Genomic DNA, 22,787 nt, shown 5'->3' on the forward strand with positions numbered 1-22,787 from the left:
ACGGCTCCGCTTGCTTGGCACTGGGGTGCCCGGTATGTCATAGCGCGATCCTTGAGGCGCGTGCGCGCAGACAATTCCAAAGGCGTGATTTATGAGTGGCTCCGGCATTCTCGCGGGGAAACGCGGACTGATCTTCGGGGTCGCGAACAATCGATCGATCGCGTGGGGCATTGCCAAGGCGGCGCACGACCAGGGCGCGTCGCTGGCTTTCACCTATCAGGGTGAAGCGCTGCGCAAGCGGGTCGAGCCGCTCGCGACCTCTCTCGACGCGATGGTTGCGGGTCATTGCGACGTGACCGATCCGGCGAGCCTCGACGCCGTGTTCGCCAAGGTGACGGACGAGTGGGGCAGCCTCGATTTCATCGTCCACGCGGTCGCCTACTCGGACAAGACGGAGCTGACGGGACGGTTCGTCGACACCTCGCTCGACAATTTCACCCAGTCGCTCATCATCTCTTGCTTTTCGTTCACCGACATCGCGCGCCGTGCCGAGCCGCTGATGAAGGATGGCGGCTCGCTGCTGACGCTCACCTACTACGGTGCCGAGAAGGTGATGCCCAACTATAATCTGATGGGTGTCGCGAAGGCCGCGCTCGAGACGTCCGTGCGCTATCTCGCCGCCGATCTCGGCCCGTCGAACATCCGCGTCAACGCGCTGTCGGCCGGCCCGGTGAAGACGCTGGCCGCCTCCGCGATCGGCGACTTCCGCTATATCCTGAAGTGGAACGAGCTGAACTCGCCGCTGCGCCGCGTCGTCTCCATCGAAGAGGTGGGCGATGCGGGGGCTTATCTCCTGTCGCCGCTCTCGCGCTCGGTGACGGGCGAGGTCCACCACGTCGATTGCGGCTACCATGTCGTCGGCATGAAGGCGCCGGACGCGCCGGACATCGCCCGCGTGCTCGATCAGGGAAGCAACGCGGGCTGATGCTTCCGGAGGGCGTGCGCCTGATCCACATCCGGCACGGCGAGACCGACTGGAACGTGGAAGGGCGGCTGCAGGGGCAGCTCGACATTCCGATCAACGCGACCGGCCGCGTCCAGGCGGCCGGCAATGGCGAGCGGCTGACGGCGCGCCTGCGCGATGAGGGCGTCACGGCCGACAGCCTCGCCTATGTCTGCTCGCCGCTCGGGCGCACGCGCGAGACGATGTCGATCGTGCGCACCAAGCTCGGCCTCGATCCCGCCGTGCCGATGGACGACCGCCTCAAGGAGGTCCATTTCGGCGAGTGGTCCGGCTCCACCTACAAGGAGCTGAAGGACGGCGGCCAGCGCGGCCTCGTCGACCAGCGCCGGCGCGACAAGTGGAGCTTCCGCCCGCCCGGCGGGGAGAGCTATGCCGAGCTCGCCGCCCGCGTCGGGGAGTGGCTCGAAGGCGTCAGTCGCGATACTGTGGCGGTGGCGCATGGCGGCGTCTTTCGCGTGCTGCAGGGGCTGATCCTCGGCGTGCCGTGGCACGAGGTGCCGAGCCTCTCGACCCCGCAGGACAAGGTCGCGATCTTCAAGGACGGCAGGCTCGAGCTTTTCTGATGTCGCACAACACGTTCGGCCATCTCTTTCGCGTGACGACCTTCGGCGAGAGCCACGGGCCGATGATCGGCGGCGTGGTCGACGGGTGCCCGCCCGGCATCCGCCTCGACATGGAAGCGATCCAGGCTGAGATGGACCGGCGCCGTCCGGGCAAGAGCCGCCACACGACGCAGCGGCGCGAGCCGGACACGGTGCGCCTCGTCTCGGGCGTGCTCGAGACGGACGAGGGGCTCCTCACCACCGGGACGCCGATCGGCATCATCATCGAGAATGTCGACCAGCGCTCGAAGGACTATTCCAAGATCGCCGACCGCTACCGCCCCGGCCACGCGGACTACACCTACGACGCCAAGTACGGCATCCGCGACTATCGCGGCGGCGGGCGCTCCTCGGCGCGCGAGACGGCCGTGCGCGTCGCGGCGGGGGCGATCGCCCGCGCGGTGGTGCCCGGCGTCGCGATCCGCGGTGCGCTGGTGGAGATGGGCGGCGACCGGGCGAGCGCGCGCGACTGGTCGATCGTCGACGACAACGACTTCTTCTGCCCCGACGCTGCCGCGGCGCTGCGCTGGGAGGCGCGGCTCGACGAGGTGCGCCGGGCCGGCTCCTCCGTGGGCGCGGTGGTGGAGATCGAGGCCTCCGGCGTGCCGGCCGGCTGGGGCGCGCCGATCTACGGCAAGCTCGACCAGGATCTTGCGAGCGCGATGATGTCGATCAACGCCGTGAAGGGCGTCGAGATCGGCATCGGCTTCGAGTCGGCGCGCCTTTCCGGCGAAGAGAATGCCGACGAGATGCGCATGGGCCCGAACGGCCCGGAATTCCTGACGAACAATGCGGGCGGGATCCTCGGCGGGATCTCCAGCGGGGCGCCGGTCGTGGTGCGCTTCGCGGTGAAGCCGACGTCCTCGATCCGCACCGCCCGCCGCTCCGTCACGCGCGGGGGCGAGGAGGTCGACGTGTCGACCACGGGGCGTCACGACCCCTGTGTCGGCATTCGCGCCGTGCCGGTGGGCGAAGCGATGATGGCGATTGTGCTCGCGGATCACTACCTGCGTGATCGAGCACAGGTAGGGGAACGGCGTTGAACGAAGATACGACGCGGGTGGCGACGGCGCTGCGCGCATTCGAACGCGGCGAGCTTGTCGTCGTGACCGACGATGACGACCGCGAGAACGAGGGCGACCTCATCTGCGCGGCCTCGCTCGCGACGCCCGAGCAGCTCGCCTTCATGATCCGCCACACCTCCGGCATCCTCTGCGCGCCGATGACGCGCGATGCCGCGCGTCGGCTGCACCTGTCGCCGATGGTGGCCGACAACGATGCCCCACTCGCGACCGCGTTCACCGTGTCGGTCGACGTGAAGCACGGCCTCACGACCGGCATCTCGGCCGACGAGCGGACGAACACCGTGCGTGCGCTGGCCAATCCGAACTCCGGCGCCGCCGATTTCGTGCGCCCCGGCCACGTCTTCCCGCTGATCGCACGCGATGGCGGGGTGCTGATCCGCTCCGGCCACACCGAGGCGGCGGTGGATCTGTGCCAGCTCACGGGCTTGCCGACGGTCGGCGTGCTCGCCGAGCTCGTCAACGATGACGGCACCGTCATGCGCGGCCCGCAGGTCACCGCCTTCGCCGAGACGCACGGTCTCGCCCAGGTCTCCGTCAACGACCTCATCGCCTGGCGCCAGCGCAACGACCGCCTCGTCGAGCGCGTCGGCGACGAGAAGCGCACGCTCGCGACCGGCCCCGCCCGCGTCGTCTCCTACACCACCTCGTTCGACACGCTGCAGCACGTCGCGATCGTCGTCGGCGACATCCGCGACGGCGCGGACGTGCCGGTCCGCCTCGTGCGCGAGAGCGTCGTCGACGACGTGTTCGGCACCACGGCGCCGCGCCGCGTGCTGGAGCGCTTCCACCGCGAGGGGCGCGGCGTCCTCGTCTATCTGCGCGACGGCGCGGTCGGCGTCGCGGCGGCCTCCGGCAACGCGGATGACGAGCGGCACCAGAGCGCGCAGGCGCGCTCGCGCCAGTGGCGCGAGATCGGGCTCGGCGCGCAGATCCTGCGCGATCTCGGCGTCCACTCGATCCGCCTCCTCGCCTCGCACGATCGCCGCTATGTCGGCCTCGAAGGGTTCGGGATCGCGATCACCGCCACCGAGCCCGTCGAAGGGACGAACTGACGTGGACATGAGCGCGGGGTTCGGGGAGGGGTCTGGACCCGGCCGTCCGTCCGGTCCGGAGCCGTTCGTGACGGGCTACCGCGCGCATCAGGGCGACCTGATGGTCTATGGCGGCGGCATGGTGACGGTGCTCGGCGTCCTCGCCACCGTCGTCCAGGTCAACCCGTCCTTCCTGGTGCTGAGCCTCCTCGGCTCGCTCTCCGCGTTCTATTTCTGGCCGACCCTCGACATGCGCGCCCCGCAGCTCGGCGCGGACATGCGCGGCGTGTTCGTCGCGCGGATCGGGGTGATCCGCTGGGACGCCATCAAGTCGATGAAGGTGGAGTGGCGGGCGCTGCGCACGATGCAGCTCGTGACGCTCGTCATCACCATCGACCGGCCGCTCCCGGAGGCGCTTGCCTACAAGGACAAGGTCTCACCGCTGCGCTGGATCGCGGCGCGGAACGCCCGCGTCTCCGGCCGCACCATCAAGGTGACGCTGCACACCCTCGCGATGGATCCCGCCATCGTGGAGGAGCGCCTCAACGCGCTCCGCACCGCCGCGAAGTTCGGCAGCTAGGCGCGGCGGACCGGGTGAGCCTTCAGGCCTTCTTCGCGTCCGGGGCGAGGCCGAGGCGCTGAATGCCCGCCATCGGCACGGGGCGGCGCGCCGAGATGCGCCGCGAGTTGACGCCCGACCAGCGGATCTCGCCCGACAGGCGGCCATACTCGATCTTCGGGCAGCGGTTCTGGATGACCTGGATGCCCGCCGCCTCGGCCGGCGCGATCGCCGCGTCGTTGCGCACGCCGAGCTGAAGCCACAGCACCTTCGGCAGTGGGTCGAGCGCGAGCACATCCGCCACGACAGACGGGATCGCGTCGGACGCGCGGAAAACGTCGACCATATCAATCGGCTCCGGCACGTCCGCGAGGCGGGCGTAGCAGGGCTGCCCGCCGATCGTCTTGCCGGCCTGGCCGGGGTTGATCGGGAAGACGCGGAAGCCCTTCTGCACGAGATAGAGCAGCACGAAATTCGACGGCCGCACGGGGTTCGCCGACGCCCCCACCATCGCGATGGTCTTCACCGAGTGGAGGATCCCCTCGATGAGGGAGTCGTCGTACCGGTCATGATTCATGGAGCGGGGAACCTGCTGGCGGGGACGGAAGGCATCGTGGGTAGATGGGGCCGCTCACCCGTCCTGCCAGTTGGGCGGGCGTTTCGCGGCGAAGGCGGCGAGGCCTTCCTTCCCGTCTTCCAGGAGGAGGTTGTCGACCATCGCCGCGCTCGCGCAGGCATAGGCCTCGGCGAGGGGGAGGTTCCGCTGCGCCTTCACGGCGCGCTTGCCGAGGGCGAGCACCGCCTGGGACTTTTCCGCGATATGGGCGGCGAGCGCCATCGTCTCGCGCGTGATGTCGGCGGCGGGGACGACGCGGTTGACGAGGCCGATGCGGAGCGCGTGCGCGGCGTCCACCACGTCGCCGGTCATGAGAAGCTCGGCGGCGTGCTTGGCGGCGACGGTGCGCGTCAGCGGCACGGCGGGGGTGGAGCAGTAGAGCCCGAAGGTGACGCCGGTGGTGCCGAAGCGGGCGCTGTCGGCGGCGACCGCGAGATCGCACGCGGCGACGAGCTGGCATCCGGCGGCGACCGCGATGGCGTGGACCTCCGCGATCACCGGCTGCGGCACGCTCTCGATCTTCGCCATCAGCGCCGAGCACTGGGCGAAGAGGGCGGCGAAATAGTCCTGCCCTGCGTCGGCGTCGGCGTGATGGGCGGCCATCGCCTTCATGTCGTGCCCGGCGCAGAAGGCGGGGCCCGTCGCCGCGATCACGATGACGCGGGCATCCGGCGCGTCGAGCGCGGCGGAGAGGGCGGACATCATCTCGTGGGTGAGGAGATTGCGCTGCGGGCCGCGATTGAGCACGATCCGCCGGACGCGCCCGTCATCTTCGACGAGCACCTCGCCGGTGGGCGCTTGCGAGGGGAGCGATAGATCCATAGGGCTAACAAAACGCTCGCCCGAATTCGTAGTCAATCCATGACCCTCGACGAAATCCAGGCCTACCTCATCGCCGAGTTCCCGCAGGTCTTCGGCAAGCCGGGCATCGCTGTCGACCGCGCGGCGGACGGCGTCGCGGCGCTCCATTTCACGCCCGGCGAGGAGCATTTGCGGCCGGGTCGCATCGTCTCGGGCCCGACCCTCATGATGCTCGCCGACGCCGCCGCCTATGCCGCGCTCTTGTCGCTGCCGGCGGACGCGCGGATGGCGGTGACGACGAACCTCAACGTGACCTTCCTGCGCGCGACGCCGGCGGACGGGGCGATCGTGCAGGAGGCGCGGGTGATCAAGTCCGGCAAGCGCCTCTCGATCATCGTGTGCGAGGCGTTCGGGGCGGACGGCGCGGTCCTCGCGCACGCCACGATGACCTATGCGATGCCGATTATCGCGCCGGTATCATAATACCTTCGGCGCAAGTCATTGATTTTATACGCATAATAAAAGTTGCTTGACGTTTCTGCGCCAAGGCCTCATATGCGCGCCACGCTGCGGTCGACGCAGCACGACATTCTTTCTCATGGAACACGCCATGCAAACCATTTCCGCAAAGCCCGCGGAGATCGAAAAGCGTTGGGTTGTGATCGACGCCACGGATCTCGTGGTCGGTCGCCTCGCTGCGCAGATCGCGCTGCGCCTGCGCGGCAAACACCTGCCGATCTTCACGCCGCACGTCGATTGCGGCGACAATGTCATCGTCATCAATGCTGAGAAAGTGGCCTTCACCGGCCGCAAGTACGAGCAGCAGACGTACTATAAGCACACCGGCCACCCGGGCGGCATCAAGGAGCGCACCGCGAAGCAGCTCCTCGAGGGCCGGTTCCCGGAGCGCGTGCTCGAGGCGGCCGTGAAGCGGATGATGCCGCGCGGCCCGCTCGGCCGCCAGCAGATGCGCAACCTGCGTATCTATGCCGGTGCCGAACATCCCCATGAAGCCCAGCAGCCGGTGGTTCTCGACCTCGGCTCGAAGAACACGAAGAATGTGAGGGCGAAGTGAGCGACACCGTTCAATCGCTGGAAGATCTCGGCGCCGCCATCGGTCAGGGCGCTGGCGAGGCGGAAGCCGCGCCGGTCCACGTCCAGAAGCTCGACTCGCTTGGCCGCGCGTACGCGACCGGCAAGCGCAAGGACGCGGTCGCCCGCGTCTGGGTGAAGCCGGGCGCCGGCCGCATCACCGTGAACAAGAAGCCGTACGAGGAATATTTCGCTCGTCCGGTGCTGCAGATGGTCATCCGTCAGCCGATGCTCGTCGCCTCGCGCGAGGGTCAGTTCGACGTGATCTGCACCGTCTCCGGCGGTGGCCTCTCCGGCCAGGCCGGCGCGGTCCGTCACGGCATCTCGAAGGCGCTCACCCACTATGAGCCGGAGCTGCGCGGCATCCTGAAGCGCGTCGGCTTCCTCACGCGCGACAGCCGCGTCGTCGAGCGCAAGAAGTACGGCCGCCGGAAGGCCCGCCGTTCGTTCCAGTTCTCCAAGCGCTAAGCGCGCGGCGATCTTCGCCTTTGGTCGAAGCCCGGCGCTTGCGCCGGGCTTTTTTTTGGTTTCGAGCACTCGGGGACAGACATGGACATCCTCAACGTCGCGATCTACGGCGCCTCCGGCTACACCGGGGCTGAGCTCATCCGTCTCCTCGCGGTCCACCCGAAGGTCCGAATCGCGGCGCTGTCGGCCGACAGCAATGCGGGCCGGCCGATGGCCGACGTCTTCCCGCAATTCTCCGCGCTCGACCTGCCGGTCCTGCAGAAGATCGACGAGGTGGATCTCGGCCCGATCGACGTTCTCTTCTGCGCGCTGCCGCACGGGACGACGCAGGTCACCCTGAAGGCCGCGCTGGAGGCGAAGCCGGAGCTGAAGATCGTCGACCTGTCGGCCGACTTCCGCCTGTCCGACCCCGCCTCCTATGCCGAGTGGTACGGCCACGAGCATCAGGCGACGGTGCTCCAGGAGGAGGCGGTCTACGGCCTCGTCGAGATCCACCGGGCGGCGATTGCGAAGGCGCGGCTCGTCGGCAATCCGGGCTGCTACACGACGACGGCGCTTCTGCCGCTGATCCCGGTGGTGAAGGCGGGCCTCGTCGACCTCGACGAGATCGTCATCGACGCGAAGTCGGGCGTCTCGGGCGCAGGGCGGTCGGCGAAGGTCGGCAACCTCTTCACCGAGGTCTCGGAGGGCTTCCACGCCTATGGCGTGGGCAAGCACCGGCACACGGCCGAACTCGACCAGGAGCTGTCGCTCGCGGCCGGCAGCGTCGTCGCGCCGACCTTCACGCCGCACCTCGTGCCGATGAACCGCGGCATCTATGCGACGATCTACGTGAAGGGTGATCCGAAAGCGATCCACGCGACTCTCGCGGAGCGTTACGCGGCCGAGCATTTCGTGACCGTGCTGCCGTTCGGCGAGGTGCCCCAGTCGCGCCACGTCCGCGGCTCCAACTTCACGCGGATCGGCGTCGTGCCGGACCGGCGGTCGGGCCGGGCGATCATCCTGTCGACGCTCGACAATCTCGTGAAGGGCGCGTCGGGCCAGGCGGTGCAGAACATGAATGTCGTCGCCGGGATCGACGAGGGAACGGGCCTCCAGCAGCTCGCCCTCTTCCCCTGACGGATCGGCTGGCGCGCGGCTCCGGCCCGCGCCACGCCTCCCAAAGCAAGCGGAAGCCCGTCATTTCCTCACGGAAACGGCGGGCTTTCGTCGTTCTGCCTGGTGAACAGTCTGGTTCTTCCCGCCACGCTTCCGTGACGGGATGAGGCGCTCTAGTAGCGCTGCTTCACATAGCGGCCCGGCGCGTCCTCGATCGGGGTGAGGACGCCGCCGCCCGGCACCCGCCCCGGCACGCGCTCGCCCGAGCGGTGTTCGGTCAGCCACGTGTCCCAGAGCGGCCACCAGGAGCCGGGCGTCTCCTTCGCCGTCGCGACGAAGTGCTCCAGCGTCCCGCTCATGTCGCCGTCGGTCCAGACCTGATATTTCTTCTTCGCCGGCGGGTTCACGATCCCGGCAATGTGGCCGGACCCGGTGAGGACGAACTTCGCCTCTCCCCCGAACAGCTTGTTGCCCTTGAAGACGGAGAGGGCCGGGGCGATGTGGTCCTCCTTCGTGGCGACGTTGAAGATCGGCACCTTCACCTGCGCGGGCGACAGGGCGTAGCCGTCGACGAGCAGCTCCCCCTTCGAGAAGTTGTTCTCCAGGTAGAAGTTGCGCAGGTAGAAGGCGTGGTTCGCCGCCGGCATCCTCGTGGAATCGGAGTTCCAGTAGAGGAGGTCGAACGGGAACGGGTCCTTCCCCTTGATGTAGTTGTTGACGACGTAGGGCCAGATCAGGTCGTTCGCGCGCAACATGTTGAACGCCGAGGACATGACCGTCCCCTCGAGATAGCCCTTGGCGCGCATCTTCCGCTCCAGCGCCTCGAGCTGGTCCTTGTCGACGAAGACCTTGAGGTCGCCGCAATGGGTGAAGTCCACCTGGGCGGTGAGGAAGGTCGCCGTGTTGATGCGGTGGTCGCCGACGCGGTCCATGTAGGCGAGCGTCATGCCGAGGAGCGTGCCGCCGACGCAGTAGCCGACGATGTCGATCTTGTCGGTCTGCGCCGCCTTCAGCGCGTTGTCGACGCAGGCGAGGATCCCCTCGTGCATGTAGTGGGTGAAGTCCTTCATCGCGTGCGATGAGTCAGGGTTCACCCAGGAGACCACGAACACCGTGTGCCCCTGGCCGACGAGCCAGGCGATCAGCGACTTCTCGGGGTTGAGGTCGAGGATGTAGAATTTGTTGATCCACGGCGGGACGATGAGGATCGGCTCCTTGGCGACCGTCTCCGTCGTCGCGTCATACTGGATGAGCTGGCAGACCTCGTTCTCGGCGATCACCTTGCCGGGCGTCAGCGCCATGTTGACGCCGACGGCGAAGCCCTTGGGGTCGGTCTGGCGCAGGCGCAGTTCGCCCTTGCCGCGCGCGACGTCCTCGGCGAGCATCTTCATGCCCTTGGCGAGGTTCTCGCCCGAACGGCTCGCCGTCTCGCGCAGAAGCTCCGGGTTGGTCAGCACGAAGTTCGACGGGGAGAGGGCGGCCGAGAGCTGGCGCACATAGAAGGCGGCCTTCGCGCGCGTGTGCTCGTCGAGATCGTCGGTCTCGTCCACGAGCTGTTCGGCCCAGCGCGTGGTGATGAGGTAGGCCTGCTTCAGGAAGTCGAAGAACTGGACGGTCGACCAGTCGGGGTCGCGGAAGCGCTTGTCGCCCGGCTCCGGCACCGCGACGGGGTGCGACTCCTCGCCCGCGAGGCGGCGCATCGCGTGGGCGTAGAGGTTCATCCAGTCGCTCGCGAGGCGGGCCTGCGCCTCGAACGCGCGATGCGGGTCCGACAGCCAATAGTGCCCGACGCGCGACAAGGTGCGCATCCACTCCGACAGCTCGGTGGAGTAATCCGACTTCAGTTCGCCCTGCTGCGCCGGAGCAATGTACGCGGCCATGGCCTCGTTGGCATGCTCCAGCATCTTCGCGAGGTTCTTCGCAAACTCCTCGGGATTCTGAACGATATAGTTCAAAACGGGATCGCGTGGTGTGTCGACGCTGCCACGTGCGTCCATTTTTGATGTCCTCCAGGATCCGCGCTTAACGCCCTGTTCTTTCTTTTACCCCTCACTCGTGGAATTTCATCACTCAATGGCCGACAAACAAGGCGTTGAGTGCTGCTTGCCCAAGAGGGTTACGAGCAGAGTATCGCAAATTCGGATGATCCGCTCATGACGCGTTGGAGTCTCCCAGTATACGCGCTTCTTGTCGCGTCATTGGCCGCATGTAGCGTCGATCCCGGCGCGCCGCTGATCCCGACACCCAAGCCGCAAGCAACCGTCTTGCCAACTGCGGTGCCGGAGACGACGGAAAACGGCTATCCTAACGTCCTGTCCGACCCGACGACGGTCGGCGGTCTGCCGCGCACGGCCCGGTCCGTCGCGGCCGAGCGGAACGCGATGGAGGCCGAGCGCACGAGCACGCAGGCGAGCGCGCGCCGTCTCGCCTCCGCCGGCGGCCCGTCGACCGACCTCTCCCAGCGCGCGCGCACCCACGTCGAGGAGACGCGGCGCGCCATCGAGGCGAGCGGTCGCCAGCAGGACGAAGGGCTCTCCCGCCTCGGCGATCCGGCCGGCGCCAAGGGCACCAACACGGCGAGCGCCATGGCCGCGCCGCCCCCGACCGTCGCGGCCGATCCAGGCCGCGTCCTCTCGCCGGACGAGCCGCAACCGCGCGCCGTCGGCGTTCCGCCGCTGCAACCTGCGTCGTCAGCCGACGAAACAGTTGCTCCTGCCGAATAGGGATACTATTGCGCTAGACAGTTCGGAGTGTCGGTGATGCAAAACTTTCATAAGATCCGTCGTCTGCCCCCCTACGTGTTCGAGGAAGTGAACCGCCTCAAGGCGGCAGCGCGAGCGAATGGCGCGGACATCATCGATCTCGGCATGGGCAATCCTGACCTGCCGACGCCGCAGGCCATCGTGGACAAGCTGACCGAGACGGTCGCAAAGCCCCGGACCCACCGCTATTCGGCCTCCAAGGGCATTCCGGGACTGCGCCGCGCGCAGGCCGCCTATTATGAGCGCCGCTTCGGCGTGAAGCTCAATCCGGACACCGAGGTCATCGCGACGCTCGGCTCGAAGGAAGGCTTCGCCAACATGGCCCAGGCCATCACGGCGCCGGGCGACGTGGTGCTCACGCCCAACCCGTCCTATCCGATCCACGCCTTCGGCTTCCTGATGGCGGGCGGCTCGATCCGCTCGCTCCCGGCCGAGCCCGGCCCGGAATTCTTCCGCGCGCTGGAGCGGGCCGTCGTCCACTCGGTGCCGAAGCCGATCGCGATGGTGCTGTGCTACCCGTCGAACCCGGGCGCGCACATCGCCGACCTCGACTTCTTCCGCGACGTGATCGCGTTCGCCAAGAAGCACGAGATCTTCGTCCTGTCCGACCTTGCCTACTCGGAGATCTATTTCGAGGGGCCGCCGCCGCCGTCCGTCCTCCAGATCGAGGGTGCGAAGGACATCGCCGTCGAGTTCACCTCGATGTCGAAGACCTTCTCCATGCCCGGCTGGCGCATGGGCTTCGCGGTCGGCAACAAGGAGCTGATTGCCGCGCTCGCGCGGGTGAAGTCCTATCTCGATTATGGCGCCTTCACGCCGATCCAGGTCGCGGCCGCCGCGGCGCTGAATGGCGGCGACGAGCCGATCGTCGAGATCCGCGAGACCTATCGCAAGCGGCGCGACGCGCTCGTCGATTCCTTCACGCGCGCCGGCTGGGAGATCCCGTCCCCCACCGCGTCGATGTTCGCCTGGGTGCCGATCCCGCCGTCGATGGCCCATCTCGGGAGCCTCGAATTCTCCAAGCAGCTGCTCGAGGAGGCCCACATCGCCGTGGCCCCCGGCATCGGCTTCGGCGAGCACGGGGACGGCCATGTCCGCATCGCGCTCGTCGAGAACGAGCAGCGCATCCGCCAGGCCGCGCGCAGCCTGAAACGCTTCATGGATCGGCAGCACAATGTGGTGTCGTTCAACGCCGCCACCCGCTGAGGATTTGTGTCGACGCTGAAAATCGGAATCGCGGGCCTCGGCACGGTCGGGGCCGCGACGATCGCCCTTCTCGAAGCCGAGCCCACGCACGGGGGCTCGGGCCGCAACATCGAAGTGACCGCCGTCAGCGCGCGTGACCGCAATCGCGATCGCGGGTTCTCGCTGGAGGGCAAGACCTGGTTCGACGATGCCGTCGCGCTCGCCGAGAGCGACATCGACGTGTTCGTCGAGCTGATGGGCGGTGCGTCGGGCCCGGCGCTCGCGAGCGTCGAGGCGGCGCTGAAGTCCGGCAAGGCCGTCGTCACCGCGAACAAGGCGCTGCTCGCCGCGAACGGGATGCACCTTGTCGGCCTCGCCGAGACTGCGGGCGTGCCGCTCCTCTACGAGGCGGCCGTCGCCGGGGCGATCCCCGCGATCCGCACCGTGCGCGACGCGCTCGCCGGCATTCCGATCGACAGCGTGCTCGGCATCATGAACGGCACCTGCAACTACATCCTGACGCGGATGGAGAATGAGGGGCTGGACTTCGAGACCTGCCTCGCCGAGGCGCAGCGTCTCGGCTACGCGGAGGCCGACCCGACCTTCGACGTCGACGGGTTCGACACCGCGCACAAGCTCGCCATCCTCTCCTCAATCGCCTTCACGACCGAGCTCGACGCGACCGCCGTCTCGGTCGAGGGCATCCGCGGGGTGGAGCCGGCCGATCTCGACGCCGCGCGCGAGCTCGGCTTTCGCATCAAGCTCCTCGGCATCGCGACGATGACGGAGGAGGGCGTCGACCAGCGCGTCCATCCGACCATGGTGCCGCGCGGCAGCGCGCTCGCCGAGACCTCGGGCGTCACCAACGCCGTCTCCGTGCGTGGCCCTGCCTTCGGCGAGCTCGTCCTCTCCGGTCCCGGCGCGGGGGGCTCCGCGACCGCGAGCGCCGTCGTCTCCGACCTGACCGACCTTGCGCGTGGCCTCGCGCCGAGCCCGCTCGGCCGTCCGGCCTCGAGCCTCATGCCGTTCCGCCGGCCTCAGGCGGGCGGCCATCGCGGCGCCTTCTATGTGCGTCTGCCCATCGCCGACCGGGCGGGCGCCTTCGCCGCACTCGCCTCGCGCATGGCGGCGGAGGGGATTTCGCTCGAACAGATCGTGCAGAAGACCCCGCACCGGCCCGAGCACCTGCCCCCGCTCGAGCAGCAGACCGTCGTCCTCGTCACATATCCGACGACGGAGGCCGCGCTCGGCCGCGCTCTCGCCGCGATCGAGAAGGACGGGGTGATCGTTCGAAAGCCACACGTCATTCCGATCGCGCAGACGCTATAAGTCAGATTTTCTGGCCGGTTCGGCCGGCCGCGCGCCGCGCCGCCGCGAAGATGCCCGCGAAATCATCGCGGGCACTCGTCTTTTGCATGAAATATGGGCGGAATATTTGTCCAGAAGAGCGACGGTTTCGTTCGCGATTTCGGACGCATGAGTGGCGAAATTGTGCCTATTGTGAAATAGGTCTAATGGCGTTTTGCCGCACGGACGGAACAAACCAAGCCGGCACTTTGACAATTCTTGCGCGGGGCAAATATGCGCCGGGCGCGCTTGCGCGTTCGCGTTTCGCGCGTCAGAAAGAAACGTGTTTGAGAGCCGGAGCGCTACCGTCATGCTAGAAGATCGAACTCCGAAGGGCGCGCTGGATCGCGTTCTCACCGTCGAAGTGATGCGGGTGACGGAGCGAGCCGCCGTTTCCGCCGCGCGGCTTCGCGGTCGGGGTGACGAGCGGGCCGCGGACCAGGCGGCCGTCGACGCGATGCGCCGAGAGCTCAACCGCCTCAACATCGAAGGCATCGTCGTCATCGGCGAGGGCGAGCGCGACGAAGCGCCGATGCTCTATATCGGCGAGGCCGTCGGCACCGGCGCCGGCCAGCGCGTCGACATCGCGCTCGATCCGCTGGAAGGCACCACGCTGTGCGCCAAGGACATGCCGAACTCCCTCGCGACGCTCGCGCTCGCGAAGGGCGGCTCGCTCCTCAACGCGCCGGACGTCTACATGGAGAAGATCGCGATCGGCCCCGGCTATCCTCCGGGCATCGTCGATCTCGACATGCCGGCGGCCGAGGCGATCCGCAAGCTCGCCGCCGCCAAGGGCGTGCCGATGGAAGAGATCACCGCCTGCATCCTCGACCGTCCGCGCCACGCCGAGCTGATCCAGGCCGTGCGTGAGACGGGCGCCGCCATCCGTCTCATCGGCGACGGCGACGTCGCGGGCGTCATCCACACGACCGACCCGATCGAGACCGGCATCGACATCTACATGGGCACCGGCGGCGCGCCGGAAGGCGTCCTCGCCGCGGCGGCGCTGCGCTGCATCGGCGGCCAGATGCAGGGCCGTCTCATCCTGAAGACGGAAGAGCACAAGGCCCGCGCCGAGCGCATGGGCATCAGCGACTACGACAAGGTCTACACCCACGAGGAGATGGCGCGCGGCGACGTGTACTTCTCCGCGACGGGCGTGACCGACGGCAACCTCCTCAAGGGCGTCCGCTTCTATCCGGGCTACATCACGACCGAGACGATCGTGATGCGCTCCTCCACCGGGACCGTGCGCACCATCCGCGCCCGCCACACCGACTTCTCCAAGTTCATCCTGGACTAGTCCCCCGCCGCGAGGGCGAGAGGGGGCGGCCGTCGGCCGTCCCGTCCCCTCGCGCGGCTTCGCCGGAGACGCGTGATGCACGATCCGGCGCCTGACCCCTTCCACGCCTTCGTCGACCGCATCGCCGATCCGGGCCCCGGCCCACGCGTCGCGGTCAAGGACATGATCGCGGTGGTGGGATGCCGCCAGACCGCGGGCCTCGCCGTCCACGCCGACCGCCGCGCGCGCGCGGACGCCGCCATCGTCACGGCCTTCCGCGCCCGCCGCTACGCGATCGCCGGCACCACCTTCACCGACGCCGCCGGTTTCGGCACGATGACCGATCCGGTGCAGAACCCGCGCGCACCGGGCCGCGCCGTCGGCGGGTCGAGCGGCGGGTCGGCCGCGGCCGTGGCGGCGGGACTCGCCGAGATCGGGCTCGGCACCGACACCGGCGGCAGCGGCCGCATCCCCGCCGCTTATTGCGAACTCTTCGCCTACAAGCCGAGCCTCGGGCGCAGCGACATGGGCGGCATCGTCCCCCTCGCGCCGACCTTCGACACGCCCGCGATCCTCGCCGCCGACCTCACCCGCCTCGCTGCCGCTGCGCCCGCGATCGTCACCGAATGGCGCGATGGCGGGGCAGGGGAGGCGGCGCTCTATCACGATGTCGACGGGATCGGGCGGGCCGATCCCGCAGTCGTCGCCGCCTTCCGCTATGCGCTCGACCGTCTGCCGAAGAGCCGGCCGCGCCGGAGCCCGGTGCGCTACGAGCCGATGTCGATGGCCCACTCCGCGGTGGTCTGCGCCGAGGGGCGCGCGGTCCACGGCGCGGCCTTCGCCGCCCATCCGGAGGGGTTTCCGCTGATCGCGGCGCGGGCGCTTGCCCATGCCGAGGCGATGTCGGCGCGCGAGGTCGAGGTCGCGCGCGCGATGGTGGACGACGCGCGAAGCCTGCTGCGCGAGGCGATCGGGCCGAACGACATCCTGATCCTGCCGACGCTCCCGATGCCGCCGGCGCCCCGCTATGCCCGCTTCGTGAATATCGGCCGCCAGCGCGAGCCGGTGACGAACGCCAACATCCGCTTCACCCTCGCGGCGAGCGTCGCGGGCCTGCCGGTGGTCGTGGCGCCGGTCGCGGGGCTGTCGCTCCAGTTCATAGGCGCGTTCGGGCGGGACGAGTGGCTCCTCGCCAGCGTGGCCGCGATCCTCGCGGGGCGGACCGGCTGACGCCTCAGGCGGCGTTGCGCACCGAGAGCGCCGCGTCGGCGATGTCGACCAAGGTGATCTCGGCGCGCGGGACCCCGCGGAAGACCCCGTGCCCGACATTGACCGCGAGATGCAGCGTCTCGCCGCGCGCCTTGCGCAGCCGCTCGCCGATCGGGCCCGCGGTGCGGAAGGCCATGATCTCGGTCCGCTCGCCGTGGAGGCTCGCGAGGCCGAGGCGCAGGGAATCGCCGGTGCCGACGGGCACGGCGCTCTCCAGCATCAAACCGTCGAGGGCGACGAGGGGGCGGGCGCGGGCCGCACCCCAGGGGCCGGCCTCCGCGAGCGTGCGGGCGAGTGTCTCGTTCAGCGCGCCGGGCGCGGCGATCGCGTCGATGGAGAGGGCGCTCGCGGCCCGCGCGGCGGCGACGCTCTCGCCGAGCGCGTCCGTCAGATAGGCGGTGAGGAGGGGGATCTTCTCCGCCTCGATGGTGAGGCCCGCCGCCATCGCGTGGCCGCCGCCCTTGACGAGGAGGCCGTCAGCCGCGGCCGCCCGGATCGCCGCGCCGACATCGACGCCGGTGATCGAGCGGGCCGAGCCCGTGCCGCGCTCCCCGTCGAGCGCGATCGCGATCGCGGGCTTTCCGTAGCGCTCCTTGAGGCGCGCGGCGACGAGGCCGACGACGCCCGCATGCCAGGGACCCGCGACGACGATGACGGGATCGCCCGAATCGGCGAGCGCGTCCGCCTCGAGGAGGGCGCCCTGTTCCAGCGCGCGCCGCTCGCGGTTCAGCTGGTCGAGGATCCCGGCGATGCGCTCGGCCTCCACCGGATCCTCGGTGGTGAGGAGGCGCGCGCCGAGCCCCGAATCGCCGATCCGCCCGCCCGCATTGATGCGCGGGCCGAGGACGAAGCCGAGATGGGTCGGGTCGATCGGCCCGCCGATCCGCGCGACGGTGGCGAGCGCGGCGAGGCCGATATTGGTGCGGTGGCGCATCGCGATGAGGCCGCGGATCACGAACGCGCGGTTCAGCGCGGTCAGCGGCACCACGTCGGCGACGGTGCCGAGCGCCACGCAATCGAGGAGGCTCATGAGGTTCGGCTCGGCCGCCGTCGCGAAGCGGCCGCGCCGGCGCATCTCGCGCACCAGCGCCACCATGACCACGAACGCGACGCCGACGGCTGCGCAATCGCCGAGCCCGGAGAGGTCGTCGGGCCGGTTCGGGTTCACGATCGATGCGGCCGGGGCGAGGGTGTCGACCGGGTGATGGTCGATCACGAGGACGTCCATCCCGCGCCGGTTCGCCGCCTCGATCGGCTCGATCGCGCCCGAGCCGCAATCGAGCGCCACGACGAGGCGCGTGCCATCGTCGGCGAGGCGCTCCATCGCGTCGACCGACGGGCCGTAGCCCTCGGTGAGGCGGTCGGGGATGACGATGCGGGGCCCGGCGCCGAGCGCGGTCAGCGTGCGCGCGACGACCGCCGCGGATGTGGCGCCGTCGACGTCATAGTCGGCGAAGAGGACGATCGGCTCGCCCCTGTCCACCGCGTCCGCGAGGCGCGCGACGAGGGCGTCGCAGTCCGTGAGGGTCGACGGGTCGGGCATCAGCTCGCGGATCGTCGGCGTCAGCTCGCGCGCGGCATTCTCCAGCGTGATGCCGCGCCCGGCGAGGACACGGGCGACGATGTCGCTGAGGCCGTGGCGCTGGGCGAGCGCGATGGCGGTCCGCTCGCCCGCCTCGTCGAGACGACGCGACCAGCGGCGTCCGGTCACCGAGCGGGTGACGCCAAGAACCGGCGGTGCAGCATTTGGGGCGGCCACGGCGAACTCACGATCGAAACAGGGGTGACTATGCCCCATCGGATCGTCGAGTGGTTGGCGAAGGGTTAACGTCCCCGCTGTTAGCGGCCTGTGATTGAACAGTCTGTGGAGAAGCCGCCTCACGCGGCGAAGGCGATGGGCACGCTGTCGCGCACCTCCTGGGCGAGCGTCCGCGCCGCCTTCTCCGCGCGCTGACCGATGAACAGGCGCACATCATAGGCGGCGAGCTCGGGGAGGCGATCGTGGTGGCCGACCGCCTCGAGACCGGGGGCGAGGAGGCTGACCGGGAGCGGCGCCACCGCGAGGTCGGCGCGCAAGGCCGCGATCTGGCCCTGCGAGTGCTCGGAGGTGAAGGCGACGCGGTGGCGGCGCCCCGCACGCTCCAGCGCGTCGAGCGCGGCGTGGCGCCAGGCGCAGCCCGGCCCGGAGAGGGCGAGTGGCACAGGATCGCACGTCTTCGCGGTGCCGCCGGCGCAGCCGACCCAGACAAGCTGTTCCGTGTGGACAATTTCGCCGCTGCGGCCGCCATCGCCCTTGCCATCTGACGTCACAAGAACGATATCGACCTCGGCCCGATCGAGCTGCTCAAGCAGCGCGAGACTGGGCGCGAGGATCACCTCCACCTCAACCTGTGGGCACAGCTTGGCGAAGCGGGCCAAAATCCGCGGCAACAGGCGCGTGCCATAGTCATCCGGGGCCCCGAAGCGGACTTTTCCGTCAATCTTCGGGCCGCGGAAGCGAGCGAGGGCTTCTTCGTTGAGTTGCAGGATGCGACGGCCATAGCCGAGCAGCTCTTCCCCCGCCGGGCTGAGCGAGACGGTGCGGCCATTCTTGAGGAACAGAGGGCAGCCGACCTGCTCTTCCAGCTTGCTCATCTGCATGGAAATGGCAGAGGGCGTGCGGTGGACCCGGTCGGCGGCGGCGCGAAAGCTGCCTGCGTCACAAATGGTGACGAAGGTGCGGATCAGTTCACTGTCCAACGTCGATTGCACGAGCCCGGCTCCTTCGCGGCGAGTGATGGCATCGTTCAGTTATCGTGATCGTTCGCATCAGAACAATTCGTTCGACTGACCAATAGATGTGTCCCATCTAAGCGACATCGTCAATGCGGTGATGGAGAGAAGAAATGGCCGTGAATGAGATGGCTCGCTCCGGGTGGAGCGGACGGACGGGCACTTCGGTGCTGACTTGGATTTCTGAGAAGCTGCGCGAGCGTCGCCGCATCCGGGCGCGCCGGGCCGCGTTCAATCATCTGCTGTCGCTCGACCCGCAGATGCTCGACGATATCGGCGTCACCCGCGACGAGGTCGTGTGGGGCTCCTACCTGCCGGTCGACCGCAACGCGGCGGTTGAGGTCAAGGAGCGTGCGCGCAAGCGCCGGATCGCGGAAGAGACGGTCGGTCGCCGCGCGCGGTGACATGCATGTTCACCGGCATGGCCACCGCGTCTCAAGGGGCGATCGCGCTCTGTGATCAGCGCCCCTCGAAGTGCGGTGGCCTCTTCTCGTTGAAGGCGGAGCGGCCTTCGACATAGTCGTCGCTCTCGTCCGCGAGATTGACGAGACGCCATGCCTCCTCGAGGAGGGCGGGATCGGCCCCATCCGCCGCGGCCCGCAACGACACCTTCGCCGCCGCGAGCGTCAGCGGCGCATTCTCCGACAGCCGTGCCGCCAGCCGCTCAATCGCGATGTCGAGCTGATCGGCGGACAGGATCTCGTGGACCGCACCGGTCACGAAGGCCCGCTGCACCGGGAGACGCCCGGCCGTCAAAAGGATCCACCGCGCCGTCGCCGCGCCGACCGAGCGCGCGAGCCGCGCGACGCCGCGCGGGTCGTAGCCGAGCCCCAGGCGGGCCGCCGGCACCATGAAGAAAGCGTCCTCCGCGGCGATCCTCAGATCGCAGCTCAGCGCCAGCGCCGCGCCCGCACCCACGACAGGGCCCTCGAGCCGCGCAATCGTCGGCTGGCGGATCGCCTCGATGGCGGCGCAGGCGAGTTCGAGCTGGTCGTCATAGAGGCGGGCGCTGTCGCGATCGGCCCGCGATTCCTCGAAGCCCGAGATGTCCGCCCCGGCCGAGAAAACGCCGCCCATCCCCTGGAAGATGACGACGCGCACGTCGGTGTCGGCGGTGACGGAGAGGGCGAAGGCCTCCAGCTCGCGCCACATGTCCACGCTGATCGCGTTGCGCCGGGCCGGATTGACGAGCGTGGCGACGACCACCTCGTCCTCCTGCTCGATGGCGACGTGTCCGGGGACTGCGCCCTCGTCGAAATCGTCCGCGGCCACAAGCGTCCCTTTCCTGTCCGTCGCCGGTGGGACTACAGGGCGTCCCGACCCACACGCAAGGGTTAAGCGCAGTCGACCCGCCGCATCGCGGTCGCCGGGAGCCCTTTGCCTTCAAGGCGTGTGATCGTGGTCGCAAGCGGCTCGATGGAGGTCATCATGTGGAAGCCGTTGGCGTGGAGGAGGTGCGTCGCGTCGAGCATGATGCCGACATGGCCCTTCCAGAAGACGAGGTCGCCGCGCCGGAGCCCTGTTGGGTCGAGCGGAAGCGGCTGGCCGAGCTCGACCTCCTGCATGTCGCTGTCGCGTGGGGCGGTGCCGCCTGCCATCTGGAGGGCGAGCTGGACGAGGCCCGAGCAGTCGATCCCGTCCCACGACTTGCCGCCGAAATAATAGGGGGCGCCGACGAACATCTCGGCGACGGCGACCCAGTCGGGCGCTTCTGCCGACGGGGCGACGTGCTGGTCGAGGATGTAGCCACCATTGCGCAGGAGGTGAAAATGCTCGCCGCCCACATGACACGCCTCCACCGCCTCGACCCATGCGCCCATCGGCAGCCGGCAGAGCGGCGGCACCTTGATGGAGGGGGAGGGGAAGAGGAGGGCGAGCGGGACGGTGACGCGATGGGTCGGCGAGGTCAGCGCGCCGATGTCTTCGTCACGCACGTAGCCGACATAGCCGTCGACGCCGCTCTGCACCCAGGACCAGCCGTCCGCGCTGTCGAAGATGTCGAGCGGCTCGCCATAGAGAAACTCGGTGTCGAGCGGCGCGTCCTCGGCGGGACGGCGGCGGCAGGACGCGATCGGCGCGGCGATGCGTCCGATGCGCGGCGTCGCGTAGCGCGGGGCCGAGACCGTGTCCTCGAGGCGGATGTCGGCGAGATCGTCGCGTACCGCGTTGCGCCGCCGGTCGAGCTTCATTCGGTGTAGCGCACGCCGAGCCAGTGATAGAGCGCCCGGATCGCCTGCGCCTCACCGCCCTTCGGCCGGCCCGGCCGATCCTCCGCGTTCCACGAATAGACGTCGAAATGGGCGTAGGAGCGCGCCTGGTCGACGAAGCGGTGGAGGAAGAGGGCGGCGGTGATGGAGCCCGCGAAGGGCTGGGAGGAGATGTGGTTGATGTCGGCGATGGGCGATTTCAGCCACTTCTCGTAGCGCGGCCAGAGCGGCAGGCGCCAGACGGGATCGTGGACGTCCTCGCCCGCGACGCGCACCTCCTCGGCGACGACATCGTCGCGGGTGAAGAGGGCGGGCAGGTCCGGCCCGAGCGCGACGCGCGCCGCGCCCGTGAGCGTCGCGAAATCGATGAGGAGGTCCGGCCGCTCCTGGTCGGCGAGGGCGAGCGCGTCGGCGAGGACGAGGCGGCCCTCCGCGTCGGTGTTGCCGATCTCGACCGTGAGCCCCTTGCGCGAGCGCAGCACGTCGCCGGGCCGGAAGGCCGCGCCGCCGATCGAATTCTCCGCCGCGCCGATGAGGACGCGCAGGCGCACCGGGAGGCCGGCATCCATGATCATGGTGGCGAGGCCGAGCGCCTGCGCCGCGCCGCCCATGTCCTTCTTCATGAGGGACATCGCGCGCTCTGGCTTGATGTTGAGGCCGCCGGTGTCGAACACCACGCCCTTGCCGACGAGGGTCAGCTTCGGCGCGTCCTCGTTGCCCCAGGTGAGGTCGATGAGGAGGGGTGGACGGGGCGAGGCCGCGCCGACCGCGGCGATCATCGGGAAGCCCTTCTCGAGCGCCTCGCCGTCGGTGATGTCGATGTGCGCGCCGTATTTGCGGCCGAGCGCTTGCGCGGCGTCCGCGAGCTCGGCCGGGCCGAGATCGTTCGCCGGCGTGTTGACGAGGTCGCGCGTCAGATAGATCGCGTCGGCGATGCGGCGCACGTCGACCACGTCCACCCCGTCCGGGGCGACGAGGCGCACGGTGCGCTTCTTGCCGGCCGAATAATTCTCGAAGCGGTAGAGGCCGAGGAGGAAGCCGAGCGCGCTCGCGGTGTGGTCCGCCCAGCCCTCGCCGATCGCGAAGGCGCCGTCGGGGAAGCGGTTGAGGGCGGCGATCGCGTAGGGGTCGCTGCCGTCGCCGACGCCGAGGAGGACCATCGCGAGGCGGCCCGCGGGATCGGGAAGCGCCAGCACCTCGCCGGCATTGCCCTCGAAGCCCATGAGGCGCGCGAAGTTGGAATGTTCGGAAGAGAGGCGCGCGAGGAAGTTCGCCGCGTTCGCCTTGGTGACCGCGTGGACCGGCGTCGACCTGTCGACCTCGTGACGACCGACGATCATGCCGATGCTCCTTCGATCAGCGCAGGAAGTTGGTGGCGTCCAGCCCGGAGAGCATCTCCAGGACCGGGCCGCCCGCCGCCATCACGGCGACGACGACGGCCATGACGAGCAGCGCCGCCACCATCGGCAGCTCGCTCAGTGTTGCGGCACGCGGCGGTTTCGCACCGCGATGCCGCGTTGGGATGTCGGCCCCTTTGCCCATGGCGTTCTCGCGACCCTCGTCCGGCGGTTTCATCACGAGCGAAACTCACTGGCTCACCTTTGTGCCGGGTTAACGTCGTGCTCCGTCGCGAACTCACCAAGTCGT

The 22,787-nt window shown here is 69.1% G+C and carries 24 protein-coding genes; 15 read left to right on the forward strand and 9 right to left on the reverse strand.

The window, feature by feature from the left end; all coding sequences use genetic code 11:
* Positions 1-91: 91 nt before the first annotated feature.
* The 5 genes from fabI to DBV35_RS22905 are packed head-to-tail and all read left to right on the forward strand — an operon-like array spanning position 92 to position 4,262.
* Positions 92-925 carry an enoyl-ACP reductase FabI gene (fabI, locus tag DBV35_RS22885; protein ID WP_108662671.1) on the forward strand — a complete coding sequence of 278 codons (834 nt, stop codon included), beginning with the start codon at positions 92-94 and terminating at the stop codon, positions 923-925.
* Positions 925-1,527 carry a histidine phosphatase family protein gene (locus tag DBV35_RS22890; protein ID WP_108662672.1) on the forward strand — a complete coding sequence of 201 codons (603 nt, stop codon included), beginning with the start codon at positions 925-927 and terminating at the stop codon, positions 1,525-1,527. The genes fabI and DBV35_RS22890 overlap by 1 nt, the downstream gene beginning before the upstream one ends.
* Positions 1,527-2,609: a chorismate synthase gene (gene aroC, locus DBV35_RS22895; RefSeq protein WP_108662673.1), complete on the forward strand. Its 1,083-nt coding sequence runs from the start codon at positions 1,527-1,529 to the stop codon at positions 2,607-2,609. Before DBV35_RS22890 ends, aroC begins: the two co-directional genes overlap by 1 nt.
* Entirely contained in the window at positions 2,606-3,703 is a 1,098-nt protein-coding gene (gene ribB, locus DBV35_RS22900; RefSeq protein ID WP_108662674.1) for a 3,4-dihydroxy-2-butanone-4-phosphate synthase, read from the forward strand. Before aroC ends, ribB begins: the two co-directional genes overlap by 4 nt.
* A 7-nt stretch (positions 3,704-3,710) precedes the next feature.
* On the forward strand, positions 3,711-4,262 hold the full coding sequence (locus DBV35_RS22905; protein ID WP_157961922.1) for a hypothetical protein: 552 nt from the start codon (positions 3,711-3,713) through the stop codon (positions 4,260-4,262).
* A gap of 22 nt (positions 4,263-4,284) precedes the next feature.
* On the opposite strand, the gene DBV35_RS22910 is transcribed toward DBV35_RS22905, so the two are convergent.
* The gene (locus tag DBV35_RS22910) at positions 4,285-4,818 is read right to left on the reverse strand and encodes a CoA-binding protein (protein ID WP_108662676.1); all 534 of its coding nucleotides are present in this window, start codon (positions 4,816-4,818) and stop codon (positions 4,285-4,287) included.
* A 54-nt stretch (positions 4,819-4,872) separates the two neighbouring features.
* Positions 4,873-5,679, reverse strand: a complete 807-nt coding sequence (locus DBV35_RS22915) for an enoyl-CoA hydratase (RefSeq protein ID WP_108662677.1) — start codon at positions 5,677-5,679, stop codon at positions 4,873-4,875.
* Positions 5,680-5,718: 39 nt separating this feature from the next.
* On the opposite strand from DBV35_RS22915, the gene DBV35_RS22920 reads away from it, so the two are divergent.
* The 4 genes from DBV35_RS22920 (at position 5,719) to argC (ending at position 8,337) form a co-directional block, all read left to right on the forward strand.
* The gene (locus DBV35_RS22920) at positions 5,719-6,141 is read left to right on the forward strand and encodes a PaaI family thioesterase (RefSeq protein ID WP_108662678.1); all 423 of its coding nucleotides are present in this window, start codon (positions 5,719-5,721) and stop codon (positions 6,139-6,141) included.
* A 127-nt stretch (positions 6,142-6,268) separates the two neighbouring features.
* Entirely contained in the window at positions 6,269-6,733 is a 465-nt protein-coding gene (gene rplM / locus DBV35_RS22925) for a 50S ribosomal protein L13 (RefSeq protein ID WP_108662679.1), read from the forward strand.
* Positions 6,730-7,218: a 30S ribosomal protein S9 gene (gene rpsI, locus DBV35_RS22930; protein WP_108662680.1), complete on the forward strand. Its 489-nt coding sequence runs from the start codon at positions 6,730-6,732 to the stop codon at positions 7,216-7,218. The genes rplM and rpsI overlap by 4 nt, the downstream gene beginning before the upstream one ends.
* Before the next feature lie 81 nt (positions 7,219-7,299).
* Positions 7,300-8,337, forward strand: a complete 1,038-nt coding sequence (gene argC, locus DBV35_RS22935) for an N-acetyl-gamma-glutamyl-phosphate reductase (RefSeq protein ID WP_108662681.1) — start codon at positions 7,300-7,302, stop codon at positions 8,335-8,337.
* 152 nt (positions 8,338-8,489) lie between these two features.
* Here the strand turns inward: argC and DBV35_RS22940 are convergent, their stop codons facing one another.
* Complete coding sequence (locus tag DBV35_RS22940) at positions 8,490-10,313, reverse strand: PHA/PHB synthase family protein (protein WP_108662682.1); 1,824 nt, start codon at positions 10,311-10,313, stop codon at positions 8,490-8,492.
* Positions 10,314-10,580: 267 nt separating this feature from the next.
* On the opposite strand from DBV35_RS22940, the gene DBV35_RS22945 reads away from it, so the two are divergent.
* From DBV35_RS22945 to DBV35_RS22965, 5 genes are all read left to right on the forward strand, one after another.
* The gene (locus tag DBV35_RS22945) at positions 10,581-11,039 is read left to right on the forward strand and encodes a hypothetical protein (RefSeq protein WP_157961923.1); all 459 of its coding nucleotides are present in this window, start codon (positions 10,581-10,583) and stop codon (positions 11,037-11,039) included.
* 36 nt (positions 11,040-11,075) lie between these two features.
* Positions 11,076-12,284 carry an LL-diaminopimelate aminotransferase gene (locus DBV35_RS22950; protein ID WP_108662813.1) on the forward strand — a complete coding sequence of 403 codons (1,209 nt, stop codon included), beginning with the start codon at positions 11,076-11,078 and terminating at the stop codon, positions 12,282-12,284.
* A gap of 6 nt (positions 12,285-12,290) precedes the next feature.
* Positions 12,291-13,592 (forward strand): homoserine dehydrogenase, encoded by a 1,302-nt coding sequence (locus tag DBV35_RS22955; RefSeq protein WP_205648809.1) that lies wholly within the window; start codon positions 12,291-12,293, stop codon positions 13,590-13,592.
* A gap of 328 nt (positions 13,593-13,920) precedes the next feature.
* The gene (glpX, locus tag DBV35_RS22960) at positions 13,921-14,913 is read left to right on the forward strand and encodes a class II fructose-bisphosphatase (RefSeq protein ID WP_108662684.1); all 993 of its coding nucleotides are present in this window, start codon (positions 13,921-13,923) and stop codon (positions 14,911-14,913) included.
* A 75-nt stretch (positions 14,914-14,988) separates the two neighbouring features.
* A complete protein-coding gene (locus tag DBV35_RS22965; protein WP_108662685.1) occupies positions 14,989-16,122 on the forward strand; it encodes an amidase family protein in 1,134 nt (377 codons plus the stop codon).
* A 4-nt stretch (positions 16,123-16,126) separates the two neighbouring features.
* On the opposite strand, the gene recJ is transcribed toward DBV35_RS22965, so the two are convergent.
* Both recJ and DBV35_RS22975 read right to left on the reverse strand, forming a co-directional pair.
* Positions 16,127-17,920, reverse strand: coding sequence for a single-stranded-DNA-specific exonuclease RecJ (gene recJ, locus DBV35_RS22970; protein WP_245944036.1), 1,794 nt, complete (start codon positions 17,918-17,920; stop codon positions 16,127-16,129).
* A 119-nt stretch (positions 17,921-18,039) separates the two neighbouring features.
* Positions 18,040-18,912 (reverse strand): LysR substrate-binding domain-containing protein, encoded by an 873-nt coding sequence (locus tag DBV35_RS22975; RefSeq protein ID WP_108662687.1) that lies wholly within the window; start codon positions 18,910-18,912, stop codon positions 18,040-18,042.
* A 188-nt stretch (positions 18,913-19,100) separates the two neighbouring features.
* Here DBV35_RS22975 and DBV35_RS22980 point away from each other — a divergent pair, with 188 nt between their 5' ends.
* A complete protein-coding gene (locus tag DBV35_RS22980; protein WP_157961924.1) occupies positions 19,101-19,337 on the forward strand; it encodes a YjiS-like domain-containing protein in 237 nt (78 codons plus the stop codon).
* Positions 19,338-19,392: 55 nt separating this feature from the next.
* On the opposite strand, the gene DBV35_RS22985 is transcribed toward DBV35_RS22980, so the two are convergent.
* The 4 genes from DBV35_RS22985 to DBV35_RS30330 all read right to left on the reverse strand — a co-directional run bounded on the left by DBV35_RS22985 (position 19,393) and on the right by DBV35_RS30330 (position 22,715).
* Positions 19,393-20,205 carry an enoyl-CoA hydratase/isomerase family protein gene (locus DBV35_RS22985; protein ID WP_205648810.1) on the reverse strand — a complete coding sequence of 271 codons (813 nt, stop codon included), beginning with the start codon at positions 20,203-20,205 and terminating at the stop codon, positions 19,393-19,395.
* A gap of 62 nt (positions 20,206-20,267) precedes the next feature.
* Positions 20,268-21,122: a C40 family peptidase gene (locus DBV35_RS22990; protein WP_108662689.1), complete on the reverse strand. Its 855-nt coding sequence runs from the start codon at positions 21,120-21,122 to the stop codon at positions 20,268-20,270.
* Complete coding sequence (locus DBV35_RS22995; protein ID WP_205648811.1) at positions 21,119-22,480, reverse strand: leucyl aminopeptidase family protein; 1,362 nt, start codon at positions 22,478-22,480, stop codon at positions 21,119-21,121. Before DBV35_RS22995 ends, DBV35_RS22990 begins: the two co-directional genes overlap by 4 nt.
* Before the next feature lie 16 nt (positions 22,481-22,496).
* Entirely contained in the window at positions 22,497-22,715 is a 219-nt protein-coding gene (locus tag DBV35_RS30330; protein WP_170135012.1) for a hypothetical protein, read from the reverse strand.
* Between the last annotated feature and the right edge of the window lie 72 nt (positions 22,716-22,787).

It is taken from the genome of Acuticoccus kandeliae, assembly GCF_003073115.1.

What these genes read in the sequence shown, in the direction of transcription:
- fabI (WP_108662671.1), top strand. Translation starts at nt 92, where the DNA reads ATGAGTGGCTCCGGCATTCTCGCGGGGAAACGCGGACTGATCTTCGGG.
- DBV35_RS22890 (WP_108662672.1), top strand. Translation starts at nt 925, where the DNA reads ATGCTTCCGGAGGGCGTGCGCCTGATCCACATCCGGCACGGCGAGACC.
- aroC (WP_108662673.1), top strand. Translation starts at nt 1,527, where the DNA reads ATGTCGCACAACACGTTCGGCCATCTCTTTCGCGTGACGACCTTCGGC.
- DBV35_RS22905 (WP_157961922.1), top strand. Translation starts at nt 3,711, where the DNA reads ATGAGCGCGGGGTTCGGGGAGGGGTCTGGACCCGGCCGTCCGTCCGGT.
- DBV35_RS22910 (WP_108662676.1), bottom strand. Translation starts at nt 4,818, where the DNA reads ATGAATCATGACCGGTACGACGACTCCCTCATCGAGGGGATCCTCCAC.
- DBV35_RS22915 (WP_108662677.1), bottom strand. Translation starts at nt 5,679, where the DNA reads ATGGATCTATCGCTCCCCTCGCAAGCGCCCACCGGCGAGGTGCTCGTC.
- DBV35_RS22920 (WP_108662678.1), top strand. Translation starts at nt 5,719, where the DNA reads ATGACCCTCGACGAAATCCAGGCCTACCTCATCGCCGAGTTCCCGCAG.
- rplM (WP_108662679.1), top strand. Translation starts at nt 6,269, where the DNA reads ATGCAAACCATTTCCGCAAAGCCCGCGGAGATCGAAAAGCGTTGGGTT.
- argC (WP_108662681.1), top strand. Translation starts at nt 7,300, where the DNA reads ATGGACATCCTCAACGTCGCGATCTACGGCGCCTCCGGCTACACCGGG.
- DBV35_RS22940 (WP_108662682.1), bottom strand. Translation starts at nt 10,313, where the DNA reads ATGGACGCACGTGGCAGCGTCGACACACCACGCGATCCCGTTTTGAAC.
- DBV35_RS22950 (WP_108662813.1), top strand. Translation starts at nt 11,076, where the DNA reads ATGCAAAACTTTCATAAGATCCGTCGTCTGCCCCCCTACGTGTTCGAG.
- glpX (WP_108662684.1), top strand. Translation starts at nt 13,921, where the DNA reads ATGCTAGAAGATCGAACTCCGAAGGGCGCGCTGGATCGCGTTCTCACC.
- DBV35_RS22965 (WP_108662685.1), top strand. Translation starts at nt 14,989, where the DNA reads ATGCACGATCCGGCGCCTGACCCCTTCCACGCCTTCGTCGACCGCATC.
- DBV35_RS22990 (WP_108662689.1), bottom strand. Translation starts at nt 21,122, where the DNA reads ATGAAGCTCGACCGGCGGCGCAACGCGGTACGCGACGATCTCGCCGAC.
- DBV35_RS22995 (WP_205648811.1), bottom strand. Translation starts at nt 22,480, where the DNA reads ATGATCGTCGGTCGTCACGAGGTCGACAGGTCGACGCCGGTCCACGCG.
- DBV35_RS30330 (WP_170135012.1), bottom strand. Translation starts at nt 22,715, where the DNA reads ATGAAACCGCCGGACGAGGGTCGCGAGAACGCCATGGGCAAAGGGGCC.